The sequence below is a fragment of the Roseiarcus sp. genome, from assembly GCF_052145395.1.
GTDB lineage: Bacteria > Pseudomonadota > Alphaproteobacteria > Rhizobiales > Beijerinckiaceae > Roseiarcus.
The window spans coordinates 1-11633 of sequence record NZ_JBKQOT010000846.1 but is presented as its reverse complement, the minus strand read 5'-3'; the positions used below and the strand labels follow the sequence as shown (position 1 = coordinate 11633).

At 66.5% G+C, this 11633-nt stretch carries 13 protein-coding genes; 5 read left to right on the top strand and 8 right to left on the bottom strand.

All coding sequences use genetic code 11. From position 1 onward, the window contains the following. Positions 1-1041 (top strand): YeaH/YhbH family protein (locus ACLP25_RS29505; RefSeq protein ID WP_442472652.1); only part of this gene is annotated, 1041 nt, incomplete at its 5' end. Then, positions 1038-2564 carry a SpoVR family protein gene (locus tag ACLP25_RS29500; protein ID WP_442472651.1) on the top strand — a complete coding sequence of 509 codons (1527 nt, stop codon included), beginning with the start codon at positions 1038-1040 and terminating at the stop codon, positions 2562-2564. The genes ACLP25_RS29505 and ACLP25_RS29500, both read left to right, overlap by 4 nt. A gap of 175 nt (positions 2565-2739) precedes the next feature. On the opposite strand, the gene ACLP25_RS29495 is transcribed toward ACLP25_RS29500, so the two are convergent. The 4 genes from ACLP25_RS29495 to ACLP25_RS29480 form a co-directional block, all read right to left on the bottom strand. Then, on the bottom strand, positions 2740-3897 hold the full coding sequence (locus ACLP25_RS29495) for an epoxide hydrolase family protein (protein ID WP_442472650.1): 1158 nt from the start codon (positions 3895-3897) through the stop codon (positions 2740-2742). A gap of 114 nt (positions 3898-4011) precedes the next feature. Next, positions 4012-4290, bottom strand: a complete 279-nt coding sequence (locus ACLP25_RS29490; protein WP_442472649.1) for a hypothetical protein — start codon at positions 4288-4290, stop codon at positions 4012-4014. 89 nt (positions 4291-4379) lie between these two features. Further along, positions 4380-4745 carry a DUF1236 domain-containing protein gene (locus ACLP25_RS29485; protein WP_442472648.1) on the bottom strand — a complete coding sequence of 122 codons (366 nt, stop codon included), beginning with the start codon at positions 4743-4745 and terminating at the stop codon, positions 4380-4382. 174 nt (positions 4746-4919) lie between these two features. Beyond that, on the bottom strand, positions 4920-6842 hold the full coding sequence (locus ACLP25_RS29480) for a CHASE3 domain-containing protein (RefSeq protein WP_442472647.1): 1923 nt from the start codon (positions 6840-6842) through the stop codon (positions 4920-4922). A gap of 57 nt (positions 6843-6899) precedes the next feature. Between ACLP25_RS29480 and ACLP25_RS29475 the strand changes: the two genes are divergently transcribed. Continuing rightward, positions 6900-7259, top strand: coding sequence for a response regulator (locus tag ACLP25_RS29475; protein ID WP_442472646.1), 360 nt, complete (start codon positions 6900-6902; stop codon positions 7257-7259). A 22-nt stretch (positions 7260-7281) separates the two neighbouring features. Here ACLP25_RS29475 and ACLP25_RS29470 read toward each other — a convergent pair whose 3' ends face one another. From ACLP25_RS29470 to ACLP25_RS29455, 4 genes are all read right to left on the bottom strand, one after another. Further along, positions 7282-7590, bottom strand: a complete 309-nt coding sequence (locus ACLP25_RS29470) for a hypothetical protein (protein ID WP_442472645.1) — start codon at positions 7588-7590, stop codon at positions 7282-7284. Positions 7591-7686: 96 nt separating this feature from the next. Then, a complete protein-coding gene (locus ACLP25_RS29465; protein ID WP_442472644.1) occupies positions 7687-8271 on the bottom strand; it encodes a hypothetical protein in 585 nt (194 codons plus the stop codon). Between the two features lie 31 nt (positions 8272-8302). Next, on the bottom strand, positions 8303-9349 hold the full coding sequence (locus ACLP25_RS29460) for a glycosyltransferase family 4 protein (protein WP_442472643.1): 1047 nt from the start codon (positions 9347-9349) through the stop codon (positions 8303-8305). Continuing rightward, complete coding sequence (locus ACLP25_RS29455; protein ID WP_442472642.1) at positions 9349-10173, bottom strand: UDP-2,3-diacylglucosamine diphosphatase; 825 nt, start codon at positions 10171-10173, stop codon at positions 9349-9351. Before ACLP25_RS29455 ends, ACLP25_RS29460 begins: the two co-directional genes overlap by 1 nt. A gap of 140 nt (positions 10174-10313) precedes the next feature. Here ACLP25_RS29455 and ACLP25_RS29450 point away from each other — a divergent pair, with 140 nt between their 5' ends. Both ACLP25_RS29450 and ACLP25_RS29445 read left to right on the top strand, forming a co-directional pair. Next, positions 10314-11093, top strand: coding sequence for an SDR family oxidoreductase (locus ACLP25_RS29450; RefSeq protein WP_442472641.1), 780 nt, complete (start codon positions 10314-10316; stop codon positions 11091-11093). Between the two features lie 26 nt (positions 11094-11119). Then, on the top strand, positions 11120-11633 hold a 514-nt coding region (locus ACLP25_RS29445; RefSeq protein ID WP_442472640.1), incomplete at its 3' end, for a DMT family transporter.

Sequence of the window (11633 nt, the reverse complement as noted above, 5' to 3'; positions counted from 1 at the left end):
CCGAAGGGCAAGGCGGGCGGCGGCGGCGCGGGACGCGACGGGTCCGGTTCGGGCCGCGGAGAGGACCCGTTCTCCTTCGCGCTCACGGAGGCCGAGTTCCTCGACATCTTGTTCGAGGATCTCGAGCTCCCCGATCTGGTCAAGACGTCGCTCAAGGACTCGAAGGCGAAAGAGTTCCGCCGCGCGGGTTACACCAACGACGGCGTGACGCCGAATCTGGCCGTGCTGCGGACGATGCGCGTCAGCATGGGCCGGCGAATAGCGCTTCGCCGGCCGAGCAAGAGCGAGATCGAGGCGCTCGAGCAGGAGCTCGAGACGCTGCGCGCCCGCCCGGGGGCCGGGGTCGTCGAGCGACAGCGCATCGTCCATCTCGCCCGCGAGATCGAGCGCCTGAAGCGGCGGCAGCGCGCGATCCCCTTCATCGACCCGATCGACGTGCGCTACAGCCGGTTCACACCGGTTCTCGTCCCGCGCGCCAAGGCGGTCATGTTCTGTCTGATGGACGTCTCGGCCTCGATGGGCGAGCGGGAGAAGGAGCTCGCCAAACGGTTCTTCATTCTCCTGCACCTGTTCCTGAAGCGCAAATACGAGCGCGTGGACATCGTTTTCATCCGTCACACCGACGAGGCGGCTGAGGTGGACGAGCAGGAATTCTTCTACGGCCGGGAGACCGGGGGAACCGTGGTCAGTTCGGCGCTCAAGGAGATGCTCGCGATCCGCGAGGCCCGCTATCCCGTAGGGGAATGGAACGTCTATTGCGCCCAGGCCTCTGACGGCGACAACTCGGGAAGCGACTCGCGCGAATGCGTAGCGCTGCTCACGCAAACGATCCTGCCGCTCGTCCAGTATTACGCCTATATCGAGATCGCCGACGAGGGATCGCCGCTCGACGGCGGGGGCAAGGAATTGTGGCGCGCGTACGCGGGCCTGAAGGAGACGACGCCCGGCTTCGCCATGGCGCGCGTCGCCGGCCGCTCTGACATCTACCCCGTCTTCCGCAAGCTCTTCGCCAAGCAACCCAACAAGGGAGCCGTGTCATGATGATCGGGTCTCTCGAGGCGACCCATCCGCTCCAACCCGGCGGCCGCCTCCTTGTCGACGGCGCCGAGTGGGACTTCCAGACGGTCCACCGGGTCTACGACGCCGTCGAAGCCATCGCGCGCGAAGAGCTAGGCCTCGACGTCTATCCCAACCAGATCGAGATCATCTCGGCCGAGCAGATGCTCGACGCCTATTCGTCAGTCGGCATGCCGCTGATGTATGCGCACTGGTCCTACGGCAAGCACTTCGCCCGCGACGAGGCGCTCTACCGCAAAGGCTATACCGCGCTCGCCTACGAGATCGTCATCAACTCGAATCCGTGCATCAGCTATTGCATGGAGGAGAACACGATGGCGATGCAGACGCTCGTCATCGCCCACGCCGCCTTCGGCCACAACCACTTCTTCAAGAACAACTATCTGTTCCAGCAGTGGACCGACGCGGCCGGCATTCTCGACTACCTCGATTTCGCCAAGCGCTACGTCGCCTCTTGCGAGGAGCGTTACGGCGTCGAGGCGGTCGAGCGGACGCTCGACGCCGCCCACGCGCTCATGGGGCAAGGCATTTTCCGCTATCCCCGCGCCCGCAAGCTGAGCCTCGCCGACTATGAACGCCTCCGGCGCGAGAGGCTCGAGCGCGACGAGCAGGATTACCGCGACCTGTGGCGGACCGTGCCCAGCGCGCCGCCTGCCCGCGAGCAAGACGTCGCAGACGACGACGCGCGCGAGCGCAAGCGCAACCTCCGTCTGCCCGAGGAGAACCTGCTGTACTTCCTCGAGAAGAACAGCCCGAAGCTCAGGACCTGGCAGCGCGAACTCCTGCGCATTGTGCGAAACGTCGCGCAATATTTCTATCCCCAGCGCCAGACCAAGGTGATGAACGAGGGCTGCGCCACCTTCGTCCACTACACGATCGTCAACCGGCTGTACGACAAGGGCCTGATCTCCGAAGGCGCGTTGCTCGAGATTCTCCACAGCCACGCCAACGTGGTGGCCCAGTTCGATTACAACGACCCGCGGTTCAGCGGCTTCAACCCCTACGCGCTCGGCTTTGCCATGATGCAGGACATCAAGCGCATCTGCGTCGAGCCGACCGACGAGGACCGCGTGTGGTTCCCCGACATCGCCGGCCGGCAGGACTGGGCGGCGGTGCTGCGCGACGTCTGGGCCAACTACCGGGACGAGTCCTTCATCCGGCAGTTTTTGTCGCCGCGCCTGATCCGTCAGTTCCGCATGTTCGCCCTCTCCGACAGCGCGACCGATCCGAAGGTCCACGTCGAGGCCATCCATGACGACGAGGGCTATCGAACCGTGCGCTCCAAGCTCGCGGACAGCTACGATGTCGCCAACAACGAGCCCGATATCCAGGTCGTCGGCGCCGATACCCTGGGCGACCGCCCGCTCGTGCTGCGCCATACCTTGCGCAACGGCGTCGGCCTCTCGGACGCCGGGAAGGAGGCGACCCTGCGCCACATCCGCCGTCTGTGGGGCTACGAAGTGCGCCTCGAGGAGACGACCGGTTAGCGCGCGTTGCCGCGCCGTCCAATCGCGCTTCGCAGACGCGGGCGGACCGTGCCATGTCGCGACCAGAGCATTTTGCGGTTAGCGGCGGCGCCGCTGTAGCCGCGATCGTTGATTGCGGCTACAGCGGTCGACGACCGCGTCTAAAAAGTCCCACTCGACGGAATCGCAATCTGCTCTAGCCCGAGCACAGCGGCCGGAAGAAGGCGCGGACGTCATCGGCGAGCGCGTCCGGCTGCTCCATCGCGGCGAAGTGGCCGCCCTTCGGCATCACGGTCCAGCGGCGAATGTCGGTGAACGTCTTCTCCGCAACCGAGCGCGGCGGCCGCAGGATTTCGCGCGGGAACTCCGCGTAGCCGGTCGGCGCCGTGACCGCGGCGCCTTCCGGGATCATCCAGGGGCGATGCCGGCGGAAGTAATAGGGATAGAAGGACGATCCGATCGCTCCGGTGAACCAATAGAAGCTGTTGTTGGCGAGCATCTGGTCGCGGGTGAACACGCTTTCCACATCGCCGCCGCAGTCGGACCACGCCCGGAACTTCTCCACGATCCAAGCGGCGAGCCCGACAGGGGAATCGGTCAGGCCGAAGCTCAGCGTCTGCGGGCGCGTCCCCTGAATCCACTGGTAGCCGGTCTCCTCGTTCAGCCAATGGTTGAGGTCGTCGAGAAAAACGCGCTCCTCCGGCGTCGGATTCTTGTCCATGTCGCGGTCGCGCCGGACGGCGAGCAGATTGACGTGGAGGCCGATCAGCCGGTCGGCATGGACGGCGCCCATGCGCGTTGCCGTTATTCCACCCCAGTCGCCGCCCTGCACGCCGAAGCGCTTGAAGCCCAGCGTCTCGCTCATCAGGTCGGCGAAAATGTCGGCGATCTCCTCGACGCCAAAGCGCTTTTGTCCCGGCCGGAACGACAGGCCGTAGCCGGGCAGCGACGGGGCGACGACGGTGAAGGAGTCTGCGGCGTCGCCGCCATGGGCCGCGGGATCGGTCAGGCGCGGGATCAGGTCCAGGAACTCGAACACCGATCCCGGCCAGCCGTGCATCAGGAGCAGCGGCGTCGGATGCGGCCCCTTTCCGGGGACATGGAGATAGTGGAGGTCGGTGTCCTGCCGCTCGATTCTGAACTGCGGGAACGCGTTCAGCCGCGCCTCCTGAACGCGCCAGTCGAACCCATCGCGCCAGTAGTCCGCAAGCTTGCGCAGATAGTCGACGCTTGTGCCGTACGCCCAGGGCTCGCCGTGCGCCTGATCGGGAAAGCGAGCGCGCTTCAGTCGCTCGCGGAGATCGGTGAGGTCGCTGTCGGGAACGTGATAGGTAAAAGGTTCGGGAGTTCCCATCCTGCCTCCTCCCGCCGCCGGGAAGCGGCCGCGTCGTCCCGGACCGCCCCATGCGTTCCGGGTCACAGGCAGGCAATCTTCGAATGCGCGCCCCCCGCCGTCAACGGGAGCGCGTCAATCGTCGCCGTGCTCGCCCGCGCGCGCCGCGTAGGCCGAATTTCCCGGAACAGCGAAGGCGACAATTCTGGGGTATTTCGGACCGACCTTTTCGTGTCGCGCCGCATTCGCGTGCGAAAATCGCAGCGAGACGTCGTTGAGTCTCGACGCCTCGGAACGGATTTCGGCATAGGTCAGCAAGCTCGCCGCCAAAAAGAACGCCGCCATCCAGTAGCCCGTCTGCGGCGCTTCCTGTCGCGCCGCGACCGCCGTCCCGGTCACCAGTACCTTTCGCATTGTCGCCTCCCTCATTCGGGGATGCCAAGCGAGGTCGCGAGGCCGCGGCTCCGCAGGAGCCCTGCGGGACGCTCCGGGCCTCGCAGCAGTTACGGCATTACGCGCACAACACGATGGGATTTCCGGTCCACGATGACCCGCTGGTTGTTGAGAATGATGTATTGGTAGGAGGGATATTGAGGAACGTCATAGTATGTGTACGTTTCCGGCAACGCGTCGCCAACCACAACCGGCTGCTGGTAAACGACGGAGGGTTGAGCCTGGAGCGAGGACCCGACAAGCGCGCCGATGCCCGCCCCGACGACGGTGCCCACGGGACCGCCGACCACGGTGCCGACCGCCGCCCCGCCGATCGCGCCGCCCACTGCGCCGGGCGTCTGGTCGTCGGCTTTGGCCCCAAAAACCGGAATGAAAAGAGCTGCGGCGGTCACCGCCCAGATTATCGTCGCTCGCATCTTACCCTCCGTTCGATCCCTACGGTTCACCCGTAGTCGCCGGACAAACGCCACAAGCCGAGCAAGGTTCCGCCGGTCCACGGTGTTGAGGGGGAGCGCCGAGCTTGGCTCGAGCGCGGTCGACGCGGTCAACGACCCCGTCTACAGAGCGGACCTGCGAAACAGGAATCCGCTTCAGGTCAGGGGGCGGGCCTCGTCGATGATGCGGCGCAGCGACCGGGCCAGGATCTCCTGCGTATAGGGCTTGGTGATCAGCCGGACGTCCGGATCGAGGCGTCCATCGTGAACGATCGCGTTGCGCGTATAGCCCGTGGTGAACAGCACCCGCAGGTCGGGTCGGAGCTTGGCCGCCTCGTCCGCCAGCCGCCGCCCGTTGATTCCGCCTGGAAGCACGACGTCGGTGAAAAGGACGTCGATGCGGTTGGGGCTGCGCAGATGGACGAGTCCCTCCGGCCCCTCCCCGACCGCCAGCACCCTGTAGCCCAGCCCTTCGAGGGCGCCGCGGGCGAATTCGCGCACCCCTTCGTCGTCCTCCACCAAGAGGACGACCTCGCCGGCCCGGGCAGGAGGAAATTCGCCGTTGACCGGCGCCTCGGCTGGCGAGCTCGCGATCGGAGCGGCGTCCGTCATGCGCGGCAGATAGATCTTCACCGTCGTGCCCTGGCCAAGCTCGCTGTAGATGCGGACGTGCCCTTTCGACTGCTTGACGAAGCCATGAATCATGGCGAGTCCCAATCCAGTGCCCTTGCCGGTTTCTTTGGTGGTAAAAAACGGCTCGAAGACGTGCGGGAGGACGTCCTTCGGGATGCCCACGCCGGTATCGCTCACCGAAAGCATGACGTACTGACCGGGGGCGACGTCGCCGAACTGCGCCACGTACTCCTCGTCGAGCGAGGCGTTTGCGGTTTCGATGGTGATATAGCCGCCGTCAGGAATCGAGTCGCGGGCGTTGACGACCAGATTGACGATCGCATTGTCGACCTGACTCGAATCGGCGAAAGCCGGCCACAGCCCCGCCCCCAGCACGGTTTCGATCTTCACCGCCTCTCCGACCGTGCGGGCGAGCACGTCGGACATATTGGCGACGGCGCGGTTCAGGTCCAGTTGTCGTGGCGCGAGAGGCTGCTGACGGGCGAAAGCGAGCAGCTTCTGGGTGAGCGAGGCCGCCCGTCTTGCGCCTTCCGACGCCGTCTCCACGGGACGGGCCAGACGAACGAGCTCGGCGGCGCTTCCCGACTCGATCCGCCGTTTGACCGTGTCGAGATTGCCGAGCACGATCGTCAGAAGGTTATTGAAATCATGGGCGATACCGGCGGTCAGCTGGCCCACGAGCTCCAGCTTCTGGGTCTGCAGGAGCAGACTCTCCGCCTGGCGCCGGCTTTCGGTCTCCGAGAGCAGCGCGGCGGCTTGCGCCTGGACGTGTCTGACGAAGGACCAGCTCGTAGCGACGACGGCGATGGTGGCGATCGTCGCGCAAACGAGGCTCGCCAGCATCAATCCGAACAGGATCGCCTGCAGCCTGCCCGCCGTCTGTTGGCGCTGGGCGAGAAGGTCGACCTCGGCGGCGTCGACCGCCGAGAAAAGCTCGCGGAACTGTTTCGTGAGGGCCTTCGTGTCGCCATCGAGGCTGGAGGCGAAGCTCGCGGAGTCGATCCTCCTGGAGGCCGCAGCGCGGTCCAAGATGTTGAAAAAGGCGACGGCAAGCTTGTCGATCTGGTCGAGCCTATGGATCTGGTCGGGGTTGTCGGAAACCAGCCGGCGCAGCTTCGCAAGGTTTTCGAGCAGCATCCGCCGCTCGCCGTGATACTCTTCCAGAGGGTCGCCGGAGCCGTCTTCGTCCAGCGCGCTGTCGCGGACGGCGCTCTCGGCGTCCCGGAGGCCGATAACAATCTGGTCGGCCAGCCCACGAACCTGATAAGTGTGTTCGACCCACGCGGTCGCGTTGTTGACACGGATCGCCATCGCTGTCCCCAGAACAGCGGCGACGACGAGCAGTAGGACACTGCTCGTCAAAGAGATCCACCCGTTTCGTCGGCGGCGATCGGACTTCACTTCATCGATCGTCGCCCTGAGGCGCGCGAGAAACTCGATCGTCATGATGAATATCTACGTAACCCGCCGGCGCCCGTCGAGGGCATTGTCGAAAGGAAGCAGATGGCGCGAATTCTGATTGTCGATGATGAACCCCTGATCGCGATGATCGCCGAGGAATGGCTCGAAGAGATGGGCCACGCCACGGTCGGCCCCGCGCATAATCTGGAGGCTGCGCTCACCCTGGCGGAAGACGATCTCGACGGCGCCATCCTGGATCTGCGCCTCGGGCAAAACGACAGCTATCCGGTCGCCAGCCGTCTGAAGGAGCGCGGAGTGCCCATCGCTTTTGCGACCGGATACCCGCTCGACCCGTCGGATCCGCAGCACCAGGGCGTCGCCCAGCTTCCGAAGCCCTACGATTTCGCTACGTTTCGGACGGTCGTCGAGGGGCTGCTGAACGCGAAGACGCCGCCGCGCTGAGGCCTGCTTTTCCGGCGGTCGATCAGGCGCCCGCGCGCAATTCGGCGAGCGCGCGGCGCGCCTCGTCCTGCAGCGCCCGGTAGGACCGCTCCCACTCGCCGTCGCGGGGCCGCGTCCGCGCAAGGCGGCGGACGAGGCCCCCGAGAGCCGCATTGGCGCGTTCCGCGTCAGCGAGCCGCGCGAGCGCTGCTTCGTGTTCGGCCGCGATGACGAACTGGACCTTGCGGTCCTGGCAGATCCCGATGCAGGGCTGCGGCCCCTCGATGCGGCCGCAACCTATGCATTGCCAGGCCTCGAAGGTCTGCGGCGCGGTCTCGCTCTTGCCGGTCATGACTTTCGCCTTCGTTCCGGCGGGCGGACGGGCCCGGCGCGAAAAGAGCGCTTTACTGGGGCGACGCGCGTTCTGTCGACGCGGCGGAACGCCGCTTCATTCGTGCGGATTCTGTCCCCGCGCGATCATGAGATGATGCATCTGATGGTGCATCCCGAGCGTCATCAGGCCGAAGAAGCCGAGGCCCTTGAGCTTGGCGACGTCTTTCGGCGGAGCGCGCACGGTGAGCGAGGCACCGCCCTCGATGGGCGCCGCGGCGAACGTCCAGCCGTCGACCCCGTTCATCGTCGCCGCATGCGCCATGACCATGCGCCGAATGGACTCGCTGACCGCGCCGTCGCCCGTCACGTCGAACCGCGTGCCGCCATCCACGGGGGCGCTCGCCACGCGCGCCTCGAGCGTCACGGCGTTCAAGTCCACAAGATGCTGGCGCAGTGCGTCGATGTCGACCTTCGACCAGTCCGTCGCGGGGTCCCTTTCGAGAATCGCGACGATCTCCTGGATCGCCGCGAAGGCGCCCTCTCCAACCTCGGTCGGCGTCGATCCGGGCCGCGCCGGGTCCCCGTGCGCATGGGTCATCTCCCCCTGCATCATCTCCCCGTGGATCGGCATCGGACCGCCCTCTTGGGCAAGCGCGGAGGCGGGGGCGAGGCAGGCGATCAGGATGAGCGCGCGGATCATCGAAGGTCCATTCGCAAGGGGAGGGCGGCGGTTACGCCTCGCCCACCAGTTCGAGCCGCTTCGGCTTGACCCGGAGAGGCTTTCCGCGGGCGGCCTCGACATTCTCCAAAAACTGCCGCGCGCTCTCCCTCCAGGTGAACCGCAACGAATATTCGCGCGCGGCCTCGCGAGGAATGGTCAGCGCCCTGAGGCAGGCGGCGCGCAGGTCCTCGTCCAGAACGCCGGCCTCGGGCCCGACCACGTCGATCGGGCCGGGCACCGGGAAGGCGGCGACCGGCAGCCCGCTCGCCATCGCCTCGATCAGCACGATGCCGAACGTATCGGTGCGGGAGGGAAAGACGAACACGTCGGCGCTCGCGTAAATTTGCGCCAGCGCCTCGCCGTGCCGGGCGCCAAGGAAATGGGCGCGCGGGTAGCGGCGCTCGAGCGAAGCGCGCTCCGGCCCATCGCCGACGATGACCGTCGAGCCCGGAAGGTCGAGCCCGAGCAGGGCCTCGAGATTCTTTTCGACCGCGACCCGGCCGACGCAAAGGAAGATCGGCCTCGGCAGGTCGAGCGTCGGTTCGCCGCGCGGGCGGAACAGGGCGTGATTCACGCCCCGGCTCCACAGCCGGACGCGCTCGAAGCCGCGGCGGGTAAGGTCGGCGCCGATGGTCGGGGTCGGCGCCATGACCGCCGCGGACGGCGCATGGAAGCGCCTGAGGCCCTCATACGTCAGCCGCTCGGGAATGCCCGTGCGAGCCGCGATGTATTCGGGGAAGCGCGTATGATAGCTCGTGGTGAAGAGCCGCCTGTTCTTCAGGCAATAGCGCCGCGCCAGCCACCCGATCGGGCCTTCGGTCGCGATATGGATGTGGTCGGGAGCCGCCTCTTCGATGCGGCGGTTGATCTTCGAGGGCGTCGTGATCGCCACGCGGATGTCGGGATAGGTCGGCATCGGCGCGGTCCACATCCCCTGGGGGGTGAGAAACTCAAATTTCGCGCCAAATTCAGCGGCCGCCTGGGTCATCCGCTCCAGGGTCGACACGACGCCGTTGACTTGCGGCCGCCAGGCGTCGGTCGCAATGAGTATCCGCATTATGCAGCTTCCGCCTTGACCTCTTCCGCCTCGTCCTCGAACGGCGTGTTGTCCTCGTTCGCAAGCGCCTCCAGCTGGACCGGCCAGCGCATGACCTCGAACCGTCCGTCGAAGTGCTCGACCACCAGCGAGCACGATTCGACGAAGTCGCCCGTGTTCACGTAGGTGACGCCGTCGATGTCGCGAATGATCGCATGATGGATGTGGCCGCACACCACGCCGTCGACGCCGCGCCGCTTGGCTTCGCCGGCGAGTTCCTTCTCGAACGAGCCGATGAAGTTGACCGCGTTCTTGACCTTGAGCTTCGCCCAGGCGGAGAAGGACCAGTAGGGCAGGCCCACCGCGCGGCGGGCCGCGTTGAAATGCGTGTTGACGAACAGCGCCGTCGTGTAGGCCCAGTCGCCGAAGAAGGCGAGCCACTTCGAGTGGCGCACCACCACGTCGAACTCGTCGCCGTGGATGATGAGATAGCGCTTGCCGTCGGCGGCCGTGTGGACCGTCTGCCGCTTGATCTCGATGCCGCCGAAGGTCAGGCCCAAGAACTGTCGGGCGAACTCGTCATGATTGCCAGGCACGAACACCATCCGGGCGCCCCGCCGCACCTTGCGCAGCAGCTTCTGCACCACGTCGTTGTGGGCCTGCGGCCAGTACCAGCCTGAGCGCAGCCGCCACCCGTCGATGATGTCGCCGACGAGATAAATCGTATCGGCCTCGACATGCCGAAGCATATCGAGGATGAGATGCGCCTGGCAGCCGCGCGTGCCGAGATGGAGATCGGACAGGAACAGCGTGCGGTAGCGGTGGCTTCCGAGATGCTTGGACACGCCGCCCTCTCGAATTAGACCCTTATTCGCAAGTCTCTGCGCAGATTCTCGTGTCGCTTCGATGACGCCAGGCGCAGACGGGAATATTTGTCGGTTATAAATCGGCCGTCAGGACGTGTCGAGCAGACGGAGGCGGGACATTGGACCTCGGAATTTCCGGCCGCAAGGCCATCGTTTGCGCGTCGAGCAAGGGGCTGGGGCGCGCCTGCGCGGTCGCGCTTGCCGAAGCCGGATGCGCGCTCGTCCTCAATGGCCGCGACGCGGCGACGCTCACCGCGACGGCCAAGGACATCCGCGAACGCTTCGGCGTCGCGGTTCACGAGGCGCCTGGCGATCTCAATGATCCCGCGACCCGCGCGGCCCTCGTCGCCGCCGCGCCGGAGGCCGACATTCTGGTCAACAACAACGGCGGCCCGCCCTTCAAGACGTTCGGAGCAATCACGCGCGAGGACATCCTCGCCGGCGTCGAATCGAACATGCTGACGCCGATCGCCCTGGTGCAGGCGCTGCTGCCGGGCATGGCCCGTCGCAGGTTCGGCCGAATCGTCAACATCACCTCCGGCTCCGTGCGCGCGCCGATCGCCGGCCTTGACGTGTCCTCGGGCGCGCGCGCCGGCCTCACCGCCTTCCTCGCTTCCGCGGCGCGGGCCTACGTGCGGGACAACGTGACGATCAATGCGATTTTGCCCGGCACCTTCGCCACCGACCGCCAGCGCTCGGCGATCGAGCGGTCCGCGGCCCAGCGAGGCGTGCCGTTCGAGACCGCGCGGGCGGAAGCCGAAGCACGTAGCCCCGCGCACCGGTTCGGCGATCCGGCGGAATTCGGCGCGCTGTGCGCGTTCCTGGCGAGCGCGCAGGCCGGCTTCATCTCCGGGCAGAGCATTCTCATCGACGGCGGCGCGTTCCCCGGGACGTTCTAAAGCCCGGAGGCCGGAGCCGCAGCTATATGTCGATGCTCAAAGGCGTTGTCCTCAAGGTCGGCGCGACCTTCGCGTTCGCGCTGATGGCGGCCCTCATCAAGGCCGCGGCGCCGTCCTATCCGGTCTCCGAGATCGTGTTCTTCCGCTCCGTCTTCGCGATGGCGACGCTCGCCGCCTGGCTCGCCCGGCGCGGCGAATGGCCCTCGGCGCTCAAGACGACGCGGCCGTTTGGCCATGTCGGACGATCGCTCGCCGGCTCGGGCGGGATGTACGGATATTTCCTTTCTCTCGCCTTCCTGCCTCTCGCCGACGCCACGGCCGTCACCTTCGTCTCGCCGCTGATGATCGCGCCGCTGGCTTGGCTGGCGCTCGGCGAGGCGGTGGGTTTGGCGCGGGCTGCGGCGGTGACGGCGGGTTTCGCCGGGGTTTTGGTGATGCTGTCCGGTCAGCTGGGCCATGGCGCCGGCGGTGCGCCGAGCATCGGCGTGGCAGTCGCCCTCGGTGGCGCCGTCCCGACGGCGATCGCGATGATCCAGATCA

Excerpts from the sequence above, each read along its gene's own strand:
- ACLP25_RS29500 (WP_442472651.1), top strand. The coding sequence starts at position 1,038 with ATGATGATCGGGTCTCTCGAGGCGACCCATCCGCTCCAACCCGGCGGC.
- ACLP25_RS29495 (WP_442472650.1), bottom strand. The coding sequence starts at position 3,897 with ATGGGAACTCCCGAACCTTTTACCTATCACGTTCCCGACAGCGACCTC.
- ACLP25_RS29490 (WP_442472649.1), bottom strand. The coding sequence starts at position 4,290 with ATGCGAAAGGTACTGGTGACCGGGACGGCGGTCGCGGCGCGACAGGAA.
- ACLP25_RS29485 (WP_442472648.1), bottom strand. The coding sequence starts at position 4,745 with ATGCGAGCGACGATAATCTGGGCGGTGACCGCCGCAGCTCTTTTCATT.
- ACLP25_RS29480 (WP_442472647.1), bottom strand. The coding sequence starts at position 6,842 with ATGACGATCGAGTTTCTCGCGCGCCTCAGGGCGACGATCGATGAAGTG.
- ACLP25_RS29475 (WP_442472646.1), top strand. The coding sequence starts at position 6,900 with ATGGCGCGAATTCTGATTGTCGATGATGAACCCCTGATCGCGATGATC.
- ACLP25_RS29470 (WP_442472645.1), bottom strand. The coding sequence starts at position 7,590 with ATGACCGGCAAGAGCGAGACCGCGCCGCAGACCTTCGAGGCCTGGCAA.
- ACLP25_RS29465 (WP_442472644.1), bottom strand. The coding sequence starts at position 8,271 with ATGATCCGCGCGCTCATCCTGATCGCCTGCCTCGCCCCCGCCTCCGCG.
- ACLP25_RS29460 (WP_442472643.1), bottom strand. The coding sequence starts at position 9,349 with ATGCGGATACTCATTGCGACCGACGCCTGGCGGCCGCAAGTCAACGGC.